Here is a 20,125-nt window from a genome sequence, read left to right as displayed (position 1 = left end):
CTTCTACCCAGTCATTGGGCCCGGAATCAGGCTGTTTTCGGGCCCAATGACTGGGTAGAAGCGCACCTTCGGATCGCGCCGCGGCCTCGCCCAGGAGCGCCTCCAGCTCCAGGTCCAGCGGGAGCCAGCAGCCCTCGCCCACGAGCTCGCGCAGCACGGGCACCGTGAGGTCGCCGACGGCGACGTCGTGCCGGACGCGCCCGTCGCTGCCGAGCACGATCCAGCGCTCCGGGAGGGCCTCGACCCCGGCGTCGCCCGCGAGCTCGTCGAGGCGGTGCTCCACGAGCACCCAGGCGGCGCCGGTCTCCCGCCGCACCACGTCGAGGGCGCGCCGCACGGCGTCGATCCCGTCGGCGTCGAGCATGGAGGTCGGCTCGTCGAGGAGCAGCAGGCGGGGCGACGGCGCGATGGCCGCCGCGAGCGCCACGCGCTGCAGCTCGCCGCCCGACAGCTCCGCCGTCGCCCGCCCGGCCAGGGCCGCCGCCCCGGCCCGGTCGAGCGCGGTGCGCACGGCCGGCCCGATCAGGCCGGGGTCGATCGCGAGGTTCTCCAGCGGGAACGCGACCTCGTCGAGCACGTCGGGCAGGCAGACGCCGGACTCCGGGTCCTGGGCCACGACGCCCACGACGTCGGCCAGCCCCGCGATCCCGGTGCCCACCAGGGAACGCCCGGCCACATGCACCGCGCCGTCCACCTGCGCGTGGACGGCGTGCGGGACCGCGCCGTGCAGCATCCGGAGCAGCGTCGACTTGCCGGATCCCGACGGGCCGAGCACGAGCACGCCCTGCCCGGCCTCGATCCTCAGGTCGACGGGTCCCACGCCGTCGCCGGTGCCGTAGACCGCCTCCAGGCCGGCGGCCTCGACGATGGTCGCCCCGACGACGGCGGCCTCGACGACGGCGGCGGTAGCGTCAGCGCTCACGGCGCGCCACGGGCCCGCGCAGGGCGGCGTCCGCCCGGCCGATCGCGAACTCGTCGAGCACGCCGGTGCCGTGCAGGCGGTCGACGATCACCTTGGCGAGCAGCCCGCCCAGCACGAGGCCGGAGACGAGCTGCATGCCGAGGCGCAGCGCCAGGATGTCCTGGCCGTACCAGTCGAACCGGAACGCGGACCACACGAAGACCAGGCCCGCGCCCAGCACGCCCGACGCCGCGTACACCCCCCACCCGAACCGGCGGTAGCGGGTCAGCGCGAACGGGAGCTCGCTGCCGGCGCCCTGGATCGCGGCGGCGACCAGCAGGAGCGGTCCGACCGGGGAGCCCAGGAACACGACCTCGACGACGGACGCGATCACCTCGGCGATGATCCCCACGAAGGGCTTGCGGATGATCGCGACGGCGATCGGCGCCACCAGGAGCCAGCCGCCCAGCAGCACGTGCTGCGCCAGGTCGCCGGCCGGTCCCATCGCCACGGCGAGCCCGTTCCAGGCCTGCACGAGCGCCCAGTACAGGAACCCGAACACCACGCCGAGCATCACCATGAGCACGATGTCGCGCAGCGGCAGCCGCGCGCGGCGGCGCTCCGACGTCCCGCTCATCGGGCGCCACCCGCGTGGCTCGGGCTGTTCACCGAGAGGGTGAGGTGGCTGGTGACGTGCTGCACCGTGCGGCCCGCGAGGACCCAGCCGGCGAAGGCGCTGGCGAGCACCCGGCCGGCGTCGCCCTCCAGGCGGGTGACGAAGTGCTGCGAGCCGCGGAACGTCCCGTTGTCCCTGGCGAGCTCGATCGCGGCGTAGATGTCGCGCATGTGGTCCGGCGTGACGTCCGCGCGGACGTCGTCGGCCAGCGGGTACAGCGCCCACTCGGCGGTGACGAAGCGGCCGGTGTCGCGGCCCTGCGGCACCTCGGTGACGCGCGGTCCGGCTCCGCCGGGCAGCTCGCAGGCCACCTCGCCCGGGCAGCCCCGGGACAGGTGCACGGTGATCGCCGCGTGCCTGCCCGACGCCGCGATCCCGGCCGTCAGGTCGGTCACGTACCGCAGCAGGTCGGCCTCGGCGCCGCCCACGTAGGTGCTCACGTCGCCGGTCTCGACGACCAGCCCCGTGGTGTCGGCCTGCCGCAGCGCGCCCAGGATCACGTCGACGTAGTCGTCCGACATCACCGCCGCGGTGATCCGCGCGCCGACGCCGAAGCGCATCGGGTCACCGCGCAGCTCGGCGGTGTCGTCGGTCGTGGTGGCGTGGTCTGCCATCGGGGTGCTCCCTGTCCGTCGGATCTCCGTCGGCACAGGAGGACGGGGACCCTACGGCCCCACGTCCTGAGTCGCTTCCTGCGCCGGCATGATCCGGGTCAGGTTCAACGGTCGGAGTTCGAGTACTCCCTCTCAGCCCGGCATACCGGACTCCCGTGCACTGCTCCCACCGTAACAGCACGCATCGCACCACCTGGACATTCCGGCCGGGCGCTCCCAAGTGTCCGCATAGTGAGAGCAATCGCCCAGGCTCTGGTCAAGCCCGGGACGCGCACCTATACCTCGCCGTCGTCAGGAGACACCCGGCCCCGACGATCGGACGCCCTCATGCCCCTCCGCACACCCGCCAGAGCGGCCTCGCGCCGCCCGACGAACCCCCGCACCGCAGCCGCTGCTGCCGTCGCCCTCGTGCTCCTCGCCTCCGGCTGCGCCGTCGGCGCGCAGGCCGACGACGACGGCGCTGGCAACCTCTCCCCCGACGCCGCACTGCCCACCGAGGTGCCCGCGGGCACCACGCTCGCGATCGGCGACCCCACGACGCAGAAGGCCTTCGAGCTCGCCGGCGACGCGATCGACTCGGACTTCGACTTCGAGATCGAGTGGGCCAACATCTCCGGCGGCCCGCAGACCATCGAGGCGTTCAACGCGGGGGTGCTGGACATCGGCGCGGTCGCCGAGATCCCGCCGATCCACGCGGCCTGGACCGGGCTCGACGTGCAGATCTACGCCTCGCAGTACCGGGAGGACTGGGCGGAGCACCCCGTCTACGAGCTCGCCGGCGCCCCCGGCGTCGAGCTGGCGGACCTGTCCGACCTGCGCGGCAAGCGGATCGCGTTCAGCCCCGGACAGGCCCAGGGCGCGCTCGTCCTGAAGTCCCTGCGGGAGGCGGGGCTCGGCCAGGACGACGTCGAGCTGGTCGAGCTGCCGTCCACCGGCGACGTGTACCCCACGGCGCTGGCCGCCGGTGAGGTCGACGTCGCCCCGGTCGGCGGCACCGCGCTGCTGCGCTACCTCGACAAGTACGCGACCGACGGCGCGACGTCCCTGCGCCACGGCCTGCGGGACGACCCGAGCCACCTCTATGGTCCGACCGACGTGGTGCGCGACCCCGCCAAGGCGGCCGCGCTGCGCCAGTACGTGACCGCCTGGGCCCAGGCGCGGGTCTGGATCTACGAGCACCCCGAGATCTGGAAGGAGAAGTACTACGTCGAGGACCAGGGACTGACCGAGGACGACGCGCAGTACCTCATCGACACCGCGGCCCGGCCCGAGGTCCCGACGGACCTCACCGACGGGATCGAGCGCACCCAGGACACGATCGACCTGCTCGCCGGAGAGCTCGACCGGCCGGAGCTGCGCGCCACCGACCTCTTCGACGAGCGGTTCGGTCCCGTCGCCGGCGAGGCCGCCGAGCAGGCGTGGAGCACGTCGTGACCGCCGTCGTCCAGGCCCGGCCGGCCATAGCCACCGGGCGGCCGACGACCGCGCCGGGGGCCGACGTCCGCCCGGGGATCCGCCGCCTCGGCCTGCGCAAGCCGGTGCCGCTGGCCGCCGGCTCCGGCATCGCGCTGCTCCTGGCGGTCTGGGCCGCAGGCTCGGCCACCGGGCTCGTCGACCCGCGGGTGCTCTCGGCCCCGTGGACCGTGGTGACCACCGCCGTCGACCTCGCGGTCGACGGCAACCTGCTGGAGAACCTGGGCGTCTCGCTGGCGCGGGCCGCCCAGGGCCTGCTCTGGGGAGTGCTGGTGGGGGTCGTCCTCGCCCTGCTCTCGGGCCTGAGCCGCGTCGGTGAGGCCCTGCTCGACGGGCCGATCCAGGTCAAGCGCGCCGTCCCGAACCTCGCCCTGCTGCCGCTGCTCATCCTGTGGTTCGGGATCGGCGAGGAGATGAAGGTGATCACGATCGCCCTCGGCGTGTTCATCCCCGTCTACATCCACACCCACAACGGGCTGCGGTCGATCGACAAGCGGTACGTCGAGCTCGCCGAGACCCTGCGCCTGAGCCGCCGGCAGTTCGTCACGCGCGTCGTGCTGCCCGGCGCGCTGCCCGGTTTCCTGCTCGGCCTGCGCTTCGCTGTGACGGGCTCGCTGCTCGCGCTCGTCGTCGTCGAGCAGGTCAACGGCACCGCCGGCATCGGCTACATGATGGAGCTCGCGCGCACCTACGGGCAGACCGAGGTCATCGTCGTGGGCCTCGTGGTCTACGGCGTCCTGGGCTACACCGCGGACTGGTCCGTGCGCCTGCTGCAGAGGAGGGCGCTGACATGGCGACGCACGCTGGAGGACTGACCACGACCGCCGGGCGGCCCGCCGAGGCGGGAGGCCCCGGGCGCCCCGCCGTCGTCGTGCGCGACCTGGTGCGGACCTACGGGACGCCCGCCGGCGTGCTCAGCGGGCTCGACCTGGAGATCGCCGAGGGCGAGTTCGTCGCGATCCTCGGCCGGTCCGGGTCCGGCAAGAGCACGCTGCTGCGGGCGCTCGCCGGGCTCGACCACGACGTGCGCGGATCGGGCGAGGTGCAGGTGCCCCGCAACGTCTCCGTCGTCTTCCAGGACTCCCGGCTGCTGCCCTGGGCACGCGTGCTCGACAACGTCGTGCTGGGCCACGAGGCCCCGCCGGCCGAGGCCCGCGCGGCCGGCCGCGCCGCGCTGGCCGAGGTGGGGCTCGCCGGGCGCGAGCGGGCCTGGCCGAACGAGCTGTCCGGCGGCGAGCAGCAGCGCGTGTCGCTGGCCAGGTCGCTGGCCCGCAGCCCGGAGCTCCTGCTTGCCGACGAGCCGTTCGGCGCCCTGGACGCGCTGACCCGGCTGCGCATGCACGACCTGCTGCGCGACCTGCTGCGGCGGCACCGGCCCACCGTCCTGATGGTCACGCACGACGTCGACGAGGCGATCGTGCTGGCCGACCGGGTGGTCGTCCTCGACGCGGGCCGCATCGTGCTGGAGCGCCGGACCCCGCCCGGCGCGGTGCACGCCGCCCCGCCGACCGCGGCGCACGCCGCCCCGCCGACCGCGGCGCACGACGTACCGCACGACGCCCTCGACCACGAACCACACCGCACGCTGCGCGCCGAGCTGCTCGACGCGCTCGGCCTGGACCGAGAGGACACCCCATGACCGCGAACCACCGCCCGGGACGACTCAACCTCAACGCGTTCCTCATGAGCAGCGGGCACCACGAGGCGTCCTGGCGCCTGCCGGAGAGCAGCCCCGACGCCACCGGCCACGACATCGCCCACCTGCGCCGCCTCGCCCTGATCGCCGAGAAGGGCAAGCTCGACTCGATCTTCTTCGCCGACGGGCCGGGCTTGCAGGGCGACGTCGGACGGCGTCCCTCCGGCACGCTCGACCCGCTCATCGTCCTCACTGCCCTCGCGACGGCCACCGAACGGATCGGGCTCATCGCGACGGCGTCGACCACCTACAACTCGCCGTACAACCTCACGCGGCGGTTCGCCTCGATCGACCACGTCTCCGCGGGCCGCGCCGGCTGGAACGTGGTGACGACGGCGGGCCCGGAGATCGCCCGGAACTTCGGCCTGGACGACCAGCCCGCGCACGCCGAGCGCTACGCCCGGGCGGCCGAGTTCCTGGAGGTCGCCTACAAGCTCTGGGACTCGTGGGAGGACGACGCGATCGTGGCCGACAAGGCCGCGGGCGTCTGGGCCGACTCCGCCAAGATCCACCCGCCCGAGCACGTCGGCCGGCACTTCTCCGTGGCGGGCGCGCTCAACGTGCCGCGGTCGCCGCAGGGCCGGCCGCTGATCGTGCAGGCCGGGTCGTCCCAGGACGGCAAGGACCTTGCGGCGCGGCACGCGGAGGCCGTCTTCACGGCCCACCAGAGCCTCGGCGACGCCCAGGGGTTCTACCGGGACCTCAAGGCGCGCGCGGTCGCGGCGGGCCGGGACGCCGACGGGGTGCGGATCCTGCCCGGCATCGTGCCGGTGATCGGGTCGACCGAGGCCGAGGCCCGCGCCAAGGAGCGGGAGCTGGACGAGCTCATCCGGCCGGAGTTCGCGCAGCGCCAGCTCGCGCGCACCCTGCGGCTGACGCCCGAGGACCTGCCGCTGGACCGCGAGCTGCCGGCCGACCTGCCCGACGAGGACGAGATCGAGGGCGCCAAGAGCCGCTACACGCTGATCGTGGAGCTCGCCCGCCGCGAGCGCCTGACCGTGCGGCAGCTCATCGGCCGGCTCGGCGGCGGACGCGGGCACCGCACCTTCGCGGGCACCCCGGAGCAGGTCGCCGACGCGCTGCAGGAGTGGTACGACGCCGAGGCCGCCGACGGCTTCAACATCATGCCCGCCGCGCTGCCGTCCGGGCTGGAGCAGTTCACCACCCACGTGCTGCCGATCCTGCGCGAGCGCGGGCTCTTCCGCAGCGAGTACGAGGGCACCACGCTGCGCGAGCACTACGGGCTGGACCGGCCGGCCAACCGGTACGCGACGACCCGGCGCCCGGCGGCGCTGAGCACCACGACGGGAGCCTGACATGGCCGAGGACATCCTCTGGTACATCCCCAACCAGACGCACCCGGGCCACCGCGGGGACGACGCGACCCACGGGCACAACAGCCTCGACACGCTGACCGAGCACGCCACGCAGCTCGAGAAGCACGGCTGGGACGGCGCCCTGCTGGGCACGAGCTGGGGCCGCCCGGACACGTTCACCGTGGCCACCGCCCTGGCCGCCCGGACCACGACGTTCGAGCCGCTGATCGCCGTCCGGCCGGGGTACTGGCGCCCGGCGCACCTGGCCTCGGCCGCGGCCACGCTCGACCACCTCTCGGGCGGCCGCGTGCGGATCAACATCGTCTCGGGCCAGGACCACCTGGCCGCGTACGGCGACGCCGAGGGCGACCAGGCGCACCGCTACGCGCGCACCCGGGAGTTCCTGCAGATCGTGCGGCGGCTCTGGACGCAGGAGTCGGTCACCTACGCCGGCGAGCACTTCCAGGTCACCGACTCGACGCTCGACCAGCGCCCGGTGGCCCGGCCCGGCCGGCCCCACCCGCGGCTCTACTTCGGCGGCGCGTCGGCGGCGGCCGAGCGGGTCGCCGCCGCGGAGGCGGACGTGCAGCTGTTCTGGGGCGAGCCGCTGGACGGCATCGCGGAACGGATCGGCCGCCTGCGCGCCCTGGAGGCCGAGCTCGGGCGCGAGCACGCGCCCCTGGAGTTCGGGCTGCGCATCACGACGCTCGTCCGGGACACCACCGAGCAGGCGTGGGCCGACGCCGAGGCGAAGGTCGCCCGGCTGGCCGCGCAGGCGAACCACGAGGCGCCCGGCGGCCGCCCGTGGGGCAGGGCGTCCGCCGTCGGACAGCGCCGCCTGCTGGAGCTGGCGGAGCGGGGCGACGTGCTGGACGACATCCTCTACACGGCGCCCGGCCGGGCCGGCGGTGGTGGCGCCGGGACGACCTGGCTGGTCGGGACGGCGCAGGAGGTCGCCGCCGCGCTGCGGAGGTATGAACGGCTCGGCGTGACCCACTTCGTGCTCTCCGACACCCCGTACCTGCCCGAGATCGAGCGGCAGGGCAGGGAGCTGGTGCCCCTGCTCCGCGGGGCCCGTTGATCGGGGGGAGAGCACAGTCCCGGTCACCGATGTGCGCTGCCTCCGGATGCGTCCACGCAGAACACGTTTTCGCCCGTGCGCGCCACACCCGGGATCCTCCGAGGTGGCGCTACCGTACGGGTGCCCGCCAGGCAGACGTCGACGCAGACCTGAAACGGAGTTCCTGTGGCACGAGGTATCGGCATCCCCCGCCGCACCGGCGCACTGCTCGCCGCGACGGGGGTCGCGGCGAGCGTCGCCCTCGCCGGGTGCGGGGCCTCACCCGTCACCGGCGCAACGGCCGACCTGTCCCCCGACGCGGTCTCCGCCGCGCTCCAGGAGGGCGGCCACCTGCTGGTCTGGGCCTGGGAGCCCACGCTGGACCAGGTGGTCGAGAGCTTCGAGGCCGAGTACCCGAACGTGGACGTCGAGCTGGCGAACGTCGGCACGGGCAACGACCACTACGTGGTGCTGCAGAACGCGATCAGCGCGGGATCCGGCGTGCCCGACGTCGCGCAGGTCGAGTACTACGCCCTGCCGCAGTTCTCCATCGCGGGCTCGCTCGCGGACCTCGCGCCGCTGGGCGCGAGCGGGCTCGACGGCACCTACTCCCCCGGGACCTGGGGCTCGGTGACCGACGGCGACGCCGTGTACGGCCTGCCGATGGACTCCGGCCCGATGGCCCTGTTCTACAACGCGCGGACCTTCGAGGCGGCCGGCGCCGAGGTACCGGCCACGTGGGACGAGTTCGTCGAGGCGGCACGCAAGATCCACGCGCACGACAGCGACGCCCACCTCATCGCGGACGACGGCAACGCCGGGTTCGCGACGTCGATGGTCTGGCAGGCCGGCGGGACGCCGTTCACCGTCGACGGCACCACGGTGTCCGTCGACCTCGCCGACGAGGGCTCGACCCGGTTCGCCGGGATGTGGCAGCAGCTCCTGGACGAGGACCTCGTGGCGAAGGTCCCGGAGTGGTCGGACGAGTGGTTCCAGCGGCTCGGCGACGGGTCGATCGCGGCGCTGGTCACGGGCGCCTGGATGCCCGCGAACCTGGAGTCCGGCGCACCCGCGGCCGCGGGCGACTGGCGCGTGGCGCCCATGCCGCAGTGGACGGCGGGCGCCACCGCGACGGCCGAGAACGGCGGCTCCGCGCTGTCGATCACGGAGGCCAGCACCCAGAAGGCGCTGGCCTACGGGTTCCTCCAGTACGCGAACGCCGGCGACGGCGTGCAGGTCCGGCTCGACCACGGGAACTTCCCGGCCACGACGGCGGACCTCACCAGCCCCGAGTTCCTCGGCAAGGAGCCCGAGTACTTCGGCGGGCAGAAGATCAACGAGGTGCTCTCGGCGTCGGCCACCGGCGTCGTCCCCGGCTGGCAGTACCTGCCGTACCAGGTCTACGCCAACAGCGTGTTCCCCGACACCGTCGGCCAGGCGTACACCGGCTCGACGCCGCTGGCCGACGGCCTGGCCGACTGGCAGGACTCCATCGTCAAGTACGGCAACGCGCAGGGCTTCACCGTCTCCGGACCGTGAGCAGGCCCGTGCTGCCCGCGGGCGCGTGAGCGGCCGCCGCCGGGTGGACCTAGCCGAGCACCAGCTCGCGGAGCCCGGCGTCCGACGCCGCCTGGGCGTCCCGGTCGTACGTCGAGCTGAACGCCATGATCTCCTGCGTCCCCGTGATCTCCGCGAGCCGGTCCAGGTGGCTCCGCACCGTGGCGGGTGAACCGACGGCGCCCTGCGCGAGGTGCGCCTCGACGCGGTCGCGCAGCTGCTGGGTCCAGGGCTGGGCGCGGATCGCCTCGACCGGCTCCAGCGGGCCGAACTCGCCCGTCTGCCGGGACCGGGCCATCGCCCATGCCTCCGGCAGGGCCAGCTCGCGCGCCTCGGCGTCGGTGTCGGCCACGAGGACGTCGAGCGAGACCGTCACCGACGGTTCCGGGGCACGCGGTGAGGGCCGGAACTCCGTCCGGTACGCCGCGAGCGCGTCCGGCAGCGACGGGCTGCGGAGCACCGGCCCGCCGACGACCACCGGCAGCCCCAGGCCGGCGGCGACGGCGAGGCCCCGGCCGGTGGCGAGCACGTAGAGTGGGACGGCGCGCGCGGCGGCGGGCCGGGCGGTGACCGCCGCGGTGCCGTCGAGGTGGTCGCGCAGCTCCGCGATGTCCTCCGGGAACGTGTCCGGGGCGTCCGCACCGTGCCGGAGCGCCCGGCGGACCGGGGCCGTGAAGCCGAGGGTGCGCCCCACGCCGAGGTCCACCCGGTCCGGGTAGAGGGCGTCGAGCATCAGGAACTGCTCGGCCACCACCAGCGGCTGGTGGTGGGGCAGCATCACGCCGCCCGAGCCGATCCGGATCGTCGAGGTGTGCGCCCCGAGGGCGCCGAGCAGCACCGGCGGCGACGCCGAGGCGATCCCCGGCACGGCGTGGTGCTCGGCGACCCAGAAGCGGTGGTAGCCCAGCCGCTCGGCCGACACCGCCCGCTCGATCGTGTGACCGAGCGAGGCGGCGTCGGAGTATCCGGTGCGGGTGCGGGAACGGTCCAGGAGGGAGAGCCTCACACGAGCCCTCAACCCCGGGGGCGCCCGGGCGCTTCCCGACGCCGACGCGACCCCGCCCCGGGCTACGGCGTGGGCCGCGTCGGCCGCGTCGCCGTCATCGGCAGCTCGCCCCGCAGCATGCGGCCCCCGTCGTTCGTCAGGCGCAGGTAGTAGTCCGAGGAGCAGGCGGTCCCGTCCTCGTCGAGCGCCCAGATGCCCGAGCCCGCGGGCACGTCGCCCGCCGACGCGGCGGTCTTGGCGATCTGGTTGCCCTCGTTGTACTCGTCGAACATCGAGATGTACGCGCTGGCCACCCCCGCCCGGGCGTGGTTCCAGAACTGCCGCCACATGAAGTCGCCGTGCACGCGCTGCCGCTCCTGCAGGTCTCCGGGCAGCACGCAGGGCTGGTAGTCGATGCCGAGGCGGGTGCACTCCGCCAGGTCGGGAACGGTCGCGCGGGCGTAGAAGTCGTCTGCGCCGCCGACGTTGCCGATCCGCCCGACGAGCCACGGCGAGATCATGTCGAACGACCGGTAGACGTCCGCGAAGCCGTCCCGCGAGTCGTCGCCCTCGGTGCGCCACCAGGTGGGCACGCCGCCCATGACGTAGCAGCCCTGCGCCTGGAACCAGTCGACGACCTCCTGGCACTCCTGCGGCGTGAACGGCCGCTGGGGGTCGTCGAACCCGAAGCCCCAGATGCCCACGACCGGCTTGCCGTTCTGCCGCGCGTAGGCGGAGGACGCCGTGTGGGCCGACATCTTGCCCGCCCAGTCCTGCGTGATCTGCGTGCGCATCTGCGACCAGTCGCTCACGTCGTACATGACGTAGTACTTCACGCCGGTCCGCTCCGCGGCCGACCGGACCCGCCCGGCGACGGCGTCGCGCGTCGGCCCCTCCGCCCCGAACGGGTTGAACCGCTGCAGCGCCGCCGTGTGGATCCCGTTCTCGGCCATCCAGCGCAGGTGGACGTCGACGGTCTGCTGGTCGTAGGAGGAGAAGAGCCGGGCGGCGCGGCCGTCGTTCAGCGCCGGGAACCCCGTGGCGTACGTGGCCGCGTACTCGCGCACGTCCGGCCACGACTTGATCGCGGAGTTGCCGGGCGACGGCGGCTGGTCGGCCTGGCGGGCCCAGTGCCACCACAGGTCGATGGGGGCGCCGTCGCCCCGGCAGGCGAACCAGCCCTGGTAACCGGCGGTGATCTTGCCGACGACGTCGCCGGGCGGGCTGACGGCGACGGCCGACGCGGCGGCCGCGGTGGGCGTCGCCGCGGACGACACGGCGCCGGGTGCGGCGGCCGCCGTCGCGACCGCCGCGGAGAGGCTGAGGAAGGAACGTCGGGAGAGGGTCATGTGGTGTCCGTTCGTCGAGGTGACGGGGCACGACGTCGTCGTCGTGCACCGGGTACGTCGATCACGTGCGGTGCGGCGGAGCGGTGGGTGACCTCCCTTCGGCCGGGATCCGGTCGACGTCGAAGCGCAGGGAGTACGAGACGGACTCCCCCGGCGCGAGCACGGGCAGGGTGCCCGCCTCGCGCGCGGCCGCGCGGCCCTGGATCGCGGGGGCGTTGGCCGGTTCGAGCCCGAGGACGTTCTGCCCGGGGGCGAACATCTTCCACTGGTAGAGCACGGGCAGGGTGGCGGTCGGGAACGTGAGGGTCAGCCGCAGGCCGAGCGCCGGGTTGGCCACGACGGCCCGCCCCGTGCCGGGCGCCAGGTCGTGCCGGTGCACGCGCTGGCGGTAGCCCGGCTCGGGCGCCGAGACCTCGCGCCACGGGTCGCCCACCGCGTCCGGGCCGTCGGGCTCGACCCGCTCAGAGGAGACGTCGAGCGCGGCGGCCTCGGACACCAGCGGCCACCCCAGGTTGGCGTGGTAGAGCACCAGGTGCGGCTCTGGACGCCACCCCTCGTTGGTCACGGTGTCCTCGACCGTCACCCACGTCGACCCCAGGCCGGCCCGGATCCGGCGGCGGAGCACGAGGTGCTCCTCGTGCAGGGCGGCCTGGCGCACGACGCCCTCCACGACCAGCTCGTCGCCCACGACGGCGGCCCGCTCCAGGCTCGCCGGCAGCGAGGTCAGGCGACCGTGCTGCGGGAACCGCCGCCCGCCGTCGACCACCGGCGAGCCCACGTGGTCGAGGCCGCAGGTGACGAGCAGCCCGCCGCCGAACGACGTGCCGAAGTCGTCGGCGCGGTAGAGGCCGGGGGCGGAGAACCCGGCGGGCGCGAGCCACGCGAGCTGCACCCCGTGCACCGTCAGGGCGCCGAGGTCGAGCGCCCGGTCGGGCAGGACGTCGAGCTCCAGCCCGCCGCCGGTCACGAGCCGCAGGCGGCGGGCGCCCCGGGCCGGGCCGTCCGCCTCGACGACCTGCTCGACCCGGGCCACCTGCGCCAGCGACCCCATGCGCGGCCCGGCCTCGTCCCGCGTCAGTCCTGCGAAACGCACAGGTCCGGGCCCCTCCCGCGGTGCTGACACAGCTCGACTCCTCTCTCTCGGTACGGCGGGCCCGCCCTTCGGCCCCGCCTCACACGGGTCTCCCCCGCGCGTCCTGCCCGGCCGGGGACGCGGCCCGACTACCGAGCCGCGTCCCCGCCGTGTCCCACCGGCCCCGGCGTCAGCCGCAGGCCGCCGCGTCGTACGGCAGCGCCACGACGCCGGCCGCGCCGGCGCCGTCCGTCACCGTCAGCGAGACCTCGCCGGCCGCGACCGACCGGGCGCGCGTCGGCAGGGTCAGGCGGGTGTCCGCCCCGGGTGCGAGGCCGTCGACCTGGCGCTGCCCGAACGGCGACGCCAGCCTGACCGCGAGCGCCTCCGGCCCCGTGTTGCGCAGCCGCACCACGACCTGGGCCTTGGGGCCCGTGCACCTGGTCGTGGCCCGCGCCTCGACCCAGGTCTCGGGTGCGGGCTCGAACGCCGCCACGAGCCGGGTGTCGGCCGTGAGCGCGAACGGGTACCGGCTCGCGGACGAGACGGTGCCGCCGTCGGCGTCCCGCCAGCCCGCGAACCGGGAGCCGGGCGCGGGGTCGGCGACGGCGGTGACCGTGGCACCGGTCTCGTACCGGCCGGGCTCGGTCTCGTTGCCCTCGACGCGGGCAGTGCCGTCGCCGTCCGCGGTCACGGTCAGGGCCGACGTCGCCATGTTGATCGCCATCGGGTTGACGATCGTGACGTCGCCGCGGCTGGTCGTGCCGTTGTAGCGCATGAGGTTGACGACCGTGACGGCGCTGGACGCGTCGGCGTCGACCGTGTGCCCGCCGGGGCCGAGGTTGTCGGTCCCGAGGTTGAAGGCCGTCACGGTCGCGCCGTCGGTCGCCACGATCCCGTCGTGCGACCCGTAGGCGAACGTGTTGCGGACCTGGAGGTCCTGCGCGCCGACGGCGTGCACTAGCACCTCGCGCTCGCGGCTGATCCCGTCGATGACCTGGGCGAAGAGGTTGGCCTCCTCGACCGGGCCGGGCAGGCCGTAGGCGTTGCGGGTGGCGACGTTGCCGTTGGACAGCACGCCGTCCACGACGCCGTCGGACGCCGCGCCCACGCGGACGCCCTCGTCGAGGAAGATGCCGAGCACCCGCCGCACCAGGAAGCCGTCGGCGCGGTCGGTGAGGTCGACGGCGTTCCACGCGTTGTCGAGGCCCACGTTCTCGACGTAGACGCCCGGGGCGTCGCCGCGCACGGCGAACGGGTAGGGCACGGCGCCGTCGTCCGACGCCGGGTTGTTCTCCGGGTGCAGCACCCGCAGGCCGCGCACCCCCGCGTCCCGGCCGGCGAGGGTCACGACGGCGGGCGCGGCGGCGGCCTCGGCGACCGACGCGTCGTCGGTGCCGTCCTGGCGGCCCTCGTACGCGACGAGCACGGTGCCCGAGGACTCCACGAGGGAGGTGCGGTTCGGCACGGCGGACGAGCCGCGCAGCTCGACCCCGGCCGGGACCGTGAGGTGCCCGCGCACGGTGTACCAGCCGGCCGGCAGGTACACGACGCCGCCGCCGGCCTGCCCGGCGTCGTCGAGCGCGGCCTGGATGCCGGCGGTCGCGTCGACGTCGGAGAACTGCTTCGGGGTGCGCGGCACGTCGTACGGCGCGGCCGTGACGTCCCAGAGCCGGTCGGCGGGCCGCGGGGCCGGGCGGGCCGGTCCGGGCTGCGGCACCTCGGCCGGGCCGTCGAGGGTGTGCACCGTGCCTTCGAGGGCGCCGCTGACCGCGGTGTCCGTCAGCTTGACGTAACCCGCCGAGGTGTTGCGCACGGCCGCCACGGAGCCCTCCAGGGTGCTGGAGGCGAAGGCGGACCCCCACCGCTGGTCGGAGTTCTCAGCCAGGACGGCGATGTCGGTGTCGACGATCTCGGCGTCCACGAACACGCCGGTGAACGAGGCGCGCGGCCCCTTGACGAGCTTGATGCCCACCGCGTAGTCGGCGGCGTGCAGGCCCACGAACTGGTCCCACTCGAGGTCGGCGAGCACGAAGCCCGTGCCGTGCGCGCGGGTCCACGCGTCGAGCACCGCCCGGTCGGGCGCGCCGTAGGCCGCCCCCGCCGACGCCCAGTAGCCGTTGTCGAGGCGCACGTCCTCCCAGACGCCGACGTCGGCCCCGTTGTACCCGGCGGCGCCCTCGTACAGCACCGTGCCGGACACGTTGCGCACGTTCGCGAGCTCGTGCCCCTGGGCGCCCGGCCCCTCGCCGCGGTCGTTGCGCATGGTCGAGATGCCGATGCCGCGGTAGGAGTTGAGGAACGTCAGGTCCTGCACGGTGCCCAGCATGTAGTTCTCGTTGCCGATCCAGGCGAGCCCGGGCACCTCGACGGTCCACCCGTAGGGCACGGGGTCGGCGGCGTCCTGGTCCGGGTAGTACGTCGTCAGGCCGACGACGCCGGCCGAACCGCCCACGCGCAGCAGCGGCGGGCCGTCGTCGCCGGACGGCAGGTGCGCCTCCAGCACGGTGCCGAGCCCGGCGGGCGCCCCCGGGGCGCCGACCGGCTGCTCGTCCAGGTCGCGGTGGTCGCCGCGCAGCGTGCAGTAGGCGTACACCTCCAGGGTGTCGCTCACCCGGTAGGTGCCGGCGGGCAGCCACACCGTGCCGCCCCCGGCGTCCCGGCAGGTCGCCAGGGCCTCCTGGATGGCGGCGGTGGAGTCCTCCGCGCCCGTGGGGTCGGCGCCGAGGTCGGTGGCGTCGCGGTCGGCCACCACGACGTCGTCCGTGGGGAACACCGTGGAGACGGCCCGCGGCTCCAGGCGCACCGGGCGCACGTCGCGGACCTCCAGCGCGGTCAGCCCGTAGGCGCCGCGCTGCGTGGCGAGCTCGTCCAGGGCGAGGCGCACATAGCGCGCCGTCGTCTCCTCGAAGCGGGTGCGGAGCGGGTTGGCGCCCAACGACCCCGCGGTCGCGACGGTACGGAACGTGCTGCCGTCGTCCGACACCTGGACGCGGTAGACGTGCGCGTAGTCCGCGGTCCAGTCCACGACCACCTCGTCCAGGGTGGTCGGCCCGCCCAGGTCGACCTGCACCCAGGCCGTGGCCTGGTCCCGCCCGGACACCCACGCGGAGCCGGTGCCGTCGGTCACCGCGCCGGGCGTGCCGCCGCTCGTTGAGCTCGCGGTCGCGTCGGCGCCGCGGGCCAGGTCCGTGGTCCGCTCGGCGGCGAGGAACGCCTCCAGGGCGTCCTGCAGCGCGTCCGTCGCGGCGTCGACCTCGGGCCCGGACGCGGCGGGGTCGTCCAGCACGGCCTGCGCCGCGTCGATCGCGCCACGCAGCCCGGCCCGCGACCCGGCGGGGAACTGCCCGTCGCGCCCGCCCTCGCGCGCGGCGAAGTGGGCCACGTCCGCCTGCCGCACGAGCTGGCGCAGGCCGACGGCGGGGTCCACCGTGCGCGGCAAGACCGTCACCGCGAGCGAGTCGATCCGCACGTCCCGCGTGGAGCCCTCGACAGAGAGCCGGAAGTCCGACCCGTTGGAACGGTTGGTCAGCAGGGCGTCCTCCAGGAGCCAGGACCGCGAGGCCCACGTGCCGTCGTCAGCCAGCTCCAGCCGGGCGGACGGGCGGAACATGTCGGGGATCGTGTCCCCCGGCGAGTCGTACTGGAGGAACATCGAGCCGCCGCCCTGCTGCACCGTGGCGTCGACCAGCACGCGGTCGCGCACGTCGCGCGCGTACGCGTCCGAGACGTTGGCGTAGACGAAGTTCGTGCCCTGGGCGCGGCCGGTCTGCCAGTACCCGCGGCCGTCGGCGGTGCCGGTCACGAGGCCGGCGGTGTCGTCCCCCGCCCGGACGGCGATGCCGCGCTCGGCCACCGCCGGCCCGAGGTCCACGCTCGTGCCCTGCGCCACGACGCGCACGGCCGCGACGGTCAGCTCGCCGTCGGCGCCCGCGAGCTCGACCTCGGCGCCGGCCGCCGCGCCCGCCGCCGCCCCCGAAGACAGGGTCCCGGCGGGCAGCACCACGACGGTCGTGGTCCAGCCGTCGCCGTCGGCGTCCGCCTCCGGGGCGCCGGACGGCGTCTGCTCGCCGCCGGCCGTGGCGACCACCGCCTCGCCGGCCCGGTGGTCCACGACGAGGTAGCCCGGCGTGCCGTCCAGCCGGCCCACGTACTCGTCGGCGAGGTCCAGGGCGAGGCGCCCCGCGCCCGCCGCCCCGTCGGTGCGCCAGTAGGCGCGCCCGGCGTGCTCGCCCGTCACCTGCCCGCCCGCGGTGGGTGCCGTGGCGACGGCGATCCCGTGGGTCAGCGGGGTCGCCGACAGGTCGGCGCCGACCCCCACCGGGTACCGGTCGACGTCGACCAGCGGCCCGGCGGCGGGGGCCGCGGCGGCCGGGGCCACCAGCCCCGCCGTCGTCAGCGCCACGGCCGCGGCCGTGGCCAGCACCCGGGCTCTTCCTGCGTTCATGTTCATCCTCAACACCTTTGTTCGGACTGACGTGAATGGGACGTGCGGGTCGTGCGGGTCGTACGGGTCGTGCAGCCGTCAGACGGTCAGGCCCTCGGCGGCCGCCGTGACGCCGGGGTCGAGCGCGTCGCCCGTGCGCCACGAGTGCACGGGGACGAAGCCGAAGAGCTCGCGCGCGGCCGTCGTGTCGATGACGGTCGCGGTGCCCTCCAGGGGGCGCGCCACGCGGGTCTCCGGGTGGAAGCGGGCGAGCAGCTCCGCCGTCGGCACCTCGCTGGTCGTGTCCGGCGCCGCCACGTTGACCACGTGGTAGCCGTCGACGCCGGACTCCAGCACGGCGCGCACCACGCCCGCGGCGTCGCGCGTGTCGAGCCAGGTCCACAGCTCCTGCCGCATCGCCCCCGGGTCGCGGCGGGCGAGCTCGACCATCTCGCGCAGCCGGTCGCCCGTGCCCACGAACGGGATGCGCAGCAGGGTGGTCGCCATGCCGTACCGGCGCGCGGCGTACGCGCCGACCTGCTCGGAGGCCAGCTTGGACAGCGCGTAGGCGTCCACCGCGACCGGCTCCTGCGCCTCGTCGACCGGGACGTACGCGGGCGACAGGTGCCGCCCCGCCCACGGGTAGCCGTACGCGGAGAAGGACGACGCCGCCACGGCGACGCGCACGCCCGCCCGGCCCGCGCCGTCGAGCACGCAGAAGGTGCCCTGCGCGTTCTGCGTGAACGTCTGGTCGTCGGGCACCTGGCCTGGTGACGCGATCGCCGCCAGGTGCACGACGCCGTCGACCGCCACCGCCCCGGACCCTGCTCCGGCCCCCGCCCGCAGCGCCGACCCCACGAACTCCGGGTCCCGCGAGTCCCCCACCAGCACGGCCTGCGCGGACGGCGCGTCGAACGGGACGCGGTCGGTCGCCACGACGCGGTAGCCGGCCGCGGCGAGCGCCGGGACGACGACCCGGCCGATGCCGCCGGCCGCGCCGGTCACCAGCACGGCGTCGCCGGGGCGGAGCGCACCGGCGCGACCGGTCGGGGGCAGGGGCAGGGTGTGGTTCATGACGGGGTGGGTTCCGATCTGTGGTGCGGCGGGGGCCGGCGGGTGGTGGGTCATCCCTTGACCGCGCCGGCGAGCCCGTTGACGAAGTACCGCTGGGTGGCCAGGAACAGGATGATCACGGGGATCACCACGATCAGGGCGCCGGCCATGAGCTGGTTGTACTGGACGACGTTGGACGACTGGAGCTGCTGCAGCGCGATGGGCAGCGTGAACGTGGCCGGGTCGTTGAGCGAGACCCGGGACAGCAGGTACTCGTTCCATGTCGGGATGGCCGTGAGCAGCGCGACCGTGATGAGGGCCGGCCGGGCGAGCGGGAGGTAGATCCGCGTGAAGATCCGCAGCTCGCCCGCGCCGTCGACCCGCGCAGCGTCGCGCAGCTCGTCCGGCAGGGACCGGAACGAGTTGGTGAGCAGCAGGATCGACAGCGGTGCGGTGCCGTTGACGAACGGGAGGATCAGGCCCAGGTGCGTGCCGAGGATCCCCATCTGGTTCTCGAGCAGCACGATCGGCAGCAGGGTGACCACGCCGGGCACGAACAGCAGCACCAGGAACAGCCGGAAGAACGCCTGCCGGCCCGGGAACCGGAGCACCGCGAACGCGTACGAGGCGGCGGAGTAGACGACGACCACGCCGAGCGTCGTCAGCCCCGTGACCTTGAGGCTGTTGAGGAAGTAGTCGAAGAAGTGCAGCTGCGCCCAGGTGTCCACGATCGTGCTGAACGTGGGGTCGTGCGGGATCAGGTGCCCGCCCTGGATGACCTCCTGCTGCGTCTTGAACGCCGCCGAGACCATCCAGAGGAACGGGTACAGGCTCACGACGGCGTAGCCGGCGAGCAGCACCGCCACGACGCCGCGGGCGACGACCACCTTGGCGGGGGTACGACGGCGGCGCGGCGTCCGCGGGACGGCCGGCGCGTCCGGCGCGTCCGGGACCGTGCGGTCGGTGACGGTCGTCATGGCTTCTCCCGGGTGACGCGCTGGTTGACGATCGCGACGGCGAGCGCGGCGAAGAACAGGAGCCAGCCCAGGGCGCTGGCGAGGCCGAGGGTCGGCGCGAGCTCCTGCTGGAACGCCAGGTCGTAGGTCTCCAGGCCGAGCACGTTGGTGCGGCCGGCCGGGCCGCCGTTGGTCATGATCAGGAAGATCTGGAAGCCCTGGAGGGCCTCGCGCACGTTCAGCAGCGTGATCACCGCGGTGGTCCCGGCCAGGAGCGGCCGCACCACCGAGAGGTTGGTGCGCCACCAGCCGGCGCCGTCGAGCTGCGCGGCCTCCAGGAGCGAGGGGTCGATGGACTGCAGCCCCGTCAGGTACAGCAGCATCGCCACGGGCACGCCCGACCAGACCATGATGACGACGAGCGTCGGCATCGCGGTGGCGGGGTTGCCGAGCCAGCCCTGCGGCTGTTCGAGGCTGCCCAGCCCGACGGTGCGCAGCAGCAGGTTGACGGCGCCGTTCGGCTCCAGCACGTACTGCCAGGCCATGTACACCGCGATGCCCGCGGTCACGTAGGGCACGAAGTACACCGAGCGCAGCACGCCCGCGAACCGGCGCGCCTGGTTGAGCACCACCGCGAGCGGGAACGACACGAGGACGATCAGCAGCGGCACGGCGACCATCACGCCGAGCGTGTTCAGGGCGGCCCGGTGGACGACCGGCGCGTACACCGGGCTCGCCCACAGCAGGTCGGCGTAGTTCTTCAGCCCGACCCACTCCCAGGTGGGGGTGAGCCCGTTCCAGCGGACGAACGAGAGCTGGGCGCTGAAGAAGAGCGTGTAGACGCCCATGACGAGGAAGAGCAGGAGCGCGGGGGCGATGAACACGTAGCCCCACGGACCACAGCGTGGGGCACGCACGACCTCACCCGCTTCCCCGAGGACCCCCGCGACCCGTTCCGCGCCTGGGACGCCGCCGACGCCTACCTCCTGCG

The 20,125-nt window shown here is 74.6% G+C and carries 16 protein-coding genes and 1 riboswitch; of the genes, 6 read left to right on the top strand and 10 right to left on the bottom strand.

The genetic code is table 11. The annotated features are described in order from the left end of the window. The 3 genes from ACFWEJ_RS14780 to ACFWEJ_RS14770 all read right to left on the bottom strand — a co-directional run. A partial coding sequence (locus tag ACFWEJ_RS14780) for an ABC transporter ATP-binding protein (RefSeq protein WP_377229961.1) occupies window positions 1-922 on the bottom strand: 922 nt, incomplete at its 3' end. Continuing rightward, window positions 912-1,538 carry an ECF transporter S component gene (locus tag ACFWEJ_RS14775; RefSeq protein WP_377229960.1) on the bottom strand — a complete coding sequence of 209 codons (627 nt, stop codon included), beginning with the start codon at window positions 1,536-1,538 and terminating at the stop codon, window positions 912-914. The genes ACFWEJ_RS14780 and ACFWEJ_RS14775, both read right to left, overlap by 11 nt. Further along, window positions 1,535-2,191, bottom strand: coding sequence for a YkoF family thiamine/hydroxymethylpyrimidine-binding protein (locus ACFWEJ_RS14770; RefSeq protein WP_377229959.1), 657 nt, complete (start codon window positions 2,189-2,191; stop codon window positions 1,535-1,537). The genes ACFWEJ_RS14775 and ACFWEJ_RS14770 overlap by 4 nt, the downstream gene beginning before the upstream one ends. A gap of 58 nt (window positions 2,192-2,249) precedes the next feature. Beyond that, a riboswitch (TPP riboswitch) is annotated at window positions 2,250-2,358 on the bottom strand. Window positions 2,359-2,518: 160 nt separating this feature from the next. Here ACFWEJ_RS14770 and ACFWEJ_RS14765 point away from each other — a divergent pair. From ACFWEJ_RS14765 to ACFWEJ_RS14740, 6 genes are all read left to right on the top strand, one after another. Then, on the top strand, window positions 2,519-3,625 hold the full coding sequence (locus ACFWEJ_RS14765) for an ABC transporter substrate-binding protein (protein ID WP_377229958.1): 1,107 nt from the start codon (window positions 2,519-2,521) through the stop codon (window positions 3,623-3,625). Continuing rightward, window positions 3,622-4,479, top strand: a complete 858-nt coding sequence (locus ACFWEJ_RS14760; protein ID WP_377229957.1) for an ABC transporter permease — start codon at window positions 3,622-3,624, stop codon at window positions 4,477-4,479. The genes ACFWEJ_RS14765 and ACFWEJ_RS14760 overlap by 4 nt, the downstream gene beginning before the upstream one ends. Beyond that, window positions 4,455-5,303 (top strand): ABC transporter ATP-binding protein, encoded by an 849-nt coding sequence (locus ACFWEJ_RS14755; protein WP_377229956.1) that lies wholly within the window; start codon window positions 4,455-4,457, stop codon window positions 5,301-5,303. The genes ACFWEJ_RS14760 and ACFWEJ_RS14755 overlap by 25 nt, the downstream gene beginning before the upstream one ends. Beyond that, the gene (locus ACFWEJ_RS14750) at window positions 5,300-6,676 is read left to right on the top strand and encodes an LLM class flavin-dependent oxidoreductase (RefSeq protein ID WP_377229955.1); all 1,377 of its coding nucleotides are present in this window, start codon (window positions 5,300-5,302) and stop codon (window positions 6,674-6,676) included. Before ACFWEJ_RS14755 ends, ACFWEJ_RS14750 begins: the two co-directional genes overlap by 4 nt. A gap of 1 nt (window position 6,677) precedes the next feature. Continuing rightward, entirely contained in the window at window positions 6,678-7,757 is a 1,080-nt protein-coding gene (locus ACFWEJ_RS14745) for an LLM class flavin-dependent oxidoreductase (protein ID WP_377229954.1), read from the top strand. A gap of 165 nt (window positions 7,758-7,922) precedes the next feature. Further along, entirely contained in the window at window positions 7,923-9,275 is a 1,353-nt protein-coding gene (locus tag ACFWEJ_RS14740) for an ABC transporter substrate-binding protein (RefSeq protein ID WP_377229953.1), read from the top strand. Between the two features lie 49 nt (window positions 9,276-9,324). Here the strand turns inward: ACFWEJ_RS14740 and ACFWEJ_RS14735 are convergent, their stop codons facing one another. The 7 genes from ACFWEJ_RS14735 to ACFWEJ_RS14705 form a co-directional block, all read right to left on the bottom strand. Continuing rightward, on the bottom strand, window positions 9,325-10,299 hold the full coding sequence (locus tag ACFWEJ_RS14735) for an MsnO8 family LLM class oxidoreductase (protein WP_377229952.1): 975 nt from the start codon (window positions 10,297-10,299) through the stop codon (window positions 9,325-9,327). Window positions 10,300-10,361: 62 nt separating this feature from the next. Next, a complete protein-coding gene (locus ACFWEJ_RS14730) occupies window positions 10,362-11,627 on the bottom strand; it encodes a glycoside hydrolase family 71/99-like protein (protein WP_377229951.1) in 1,266 nt (421 codons plus the stop codon). Between the two features lie 61 nt (window positions 11,628-11,688). Then, complete coding sequence (locus tag ACFWEJ_RS14725; RefSeq protein ID WP_377229950.1) at window positions 11,689-12,720, bottom strand: aldose 1-epimerase family protein; 1,032 nt, start codon at window positions 12,718-12,720, stop codon at window positions 11,689-11,691. A 169-nt stretch (window positions 12,721-12,889) separates the two neighbouring features. Next, window positions 12,890-17,146: a glycosyl hydrolase family 28-related protein gene (locus tag ACFWEJ_RS14720; protein WP_377229949.1), complete on the bottom strand. Its 4,257-nt coding sequence runs from the start codon at window positions 17,144-17,146 to the stop codon at window positions 12,890-12,892. Between the two features lie 78 nt (window positions 17,147-17,224). Continuing rightward, window positions 17,225-18,199, bottom strand: a complete 975-nt coding sequence (locus ACFWEJ_RS14715) for an NAD-dependent epimerase/dehydratase family protein (protein WP_377229948.1) — start codon at window positions 18,197-18,199, stop codon at window positions 17,225-17,227. A 50-nt stretch (window positions 18,200-18,249) separates the two neighbouring features. Next, on the bottom strand, window positions 18,250-19,155 hold the full coding sequence (locus tag ACFWEJ_RS14710) for a carbohydrate ABC transporter permease (protein WP_377229947.1): 906 nt from the start codon (window positions 19,153-19,155) through the stop codon (window positions 18,250-18,252). Continuing rightward, the coding region (locus tag ACFWEJ_RS14705; protein ID WP_377229946.1) for a carbohydrate ABC transporter permease at window positions 19,152-20,125 on the bottom strand (974 nt) is incomplete at its 5' end. The genes ACFWEJ_RS14705 and ACFWEJ_RS14710, both read right to left, overlap by 4 nt.

This window comes from Promicromonospora sp. NPDC060204, from assembly GCF_042728455.1.
GTDB lineage: Bacteria > Actinomycetota > Actinomycetes > Actinomycetales > Cellulomonadaceae > Promicromonospora.
This window is presented reverse-complemented; position numbering and strand designations above follow the sequence as displayed.

Bases quoted from the DNA above. Each gene is read 5' to 3' on its own strand.
- ACFWEJ_RS14745 (WP_377229954.1), top strand. From the start codon at position 6,678: ATGGCCGAGGACATCCTCTGGTACATCCCCAACCAGACGCACCCGGGC.
- ACFWEJ_RS14765 (WP_377229958.1), top strand. From the start codon at position 2,519: ATGCCCCTCCGCACACCCGCCAGAGCGGCCTCGCGCCGCCCGACGAAC.
- ACFWEJ_RS14770 (WP_377229959.1), bottom strand. From the start codon at position 2,191: ATGGCAGACCACGCCACCACGACCGACGACACCGCCGAGCTGCGCGGT.
- ACFWEJ_RS14775 (WP_377229960.1), bottom strand. From the start codon at position 1,538: ATGAGCGGGACGTCGGAGCGCCGCCGCGCGCGGCTGCCGCTGCGCGAC.
- ACFWEJ_RS14730 (WP_377229951.1), bottom strand. From the start codon at position 11,627: ATGACCCTCTCCCGACGTTCCTTCCTCAGCCTCTCCGCGGCGGTCGCG.
- ACFWEJ_RS14715 (WP_377229948.1), bottom strand. From the start codon at position 18,199: ATGAACCACACCCTGCCCCTGCCCCCGACCGGTCGCGCCGGTGCGCTC.
- ACFWEJ_RS14750 (WP_377229955.1), top strand. From the start codon at position 5,300: ATGACCGCGAACCACCGCCCGGGACGACTCAACCTCAACGCGTTCCTC.
- ACFWEJ_RS14710 (WP_377229947.1), bottom strand. From the start codon at position 19,155: ATGACGACCGTCACCGACCGCACGGTCCCGGACGCGCCGGACGCGCCG.
- ACFWEJ_RS14720 (WP_377229949.1), bottom strand. From the start codon at position 17,146: ATGAACGCAGGAAGAGCCCGGGTGCTGGCCACGGCCGCGGCCGTGGCG.
- ACFWEJ_RS14755 (WP_377229956.1), top strand. From the start codon at position 4,455: ATGGCGACGCACGCTGGAGGACTGACCACGACCGCCGGGCGGCCCGCC.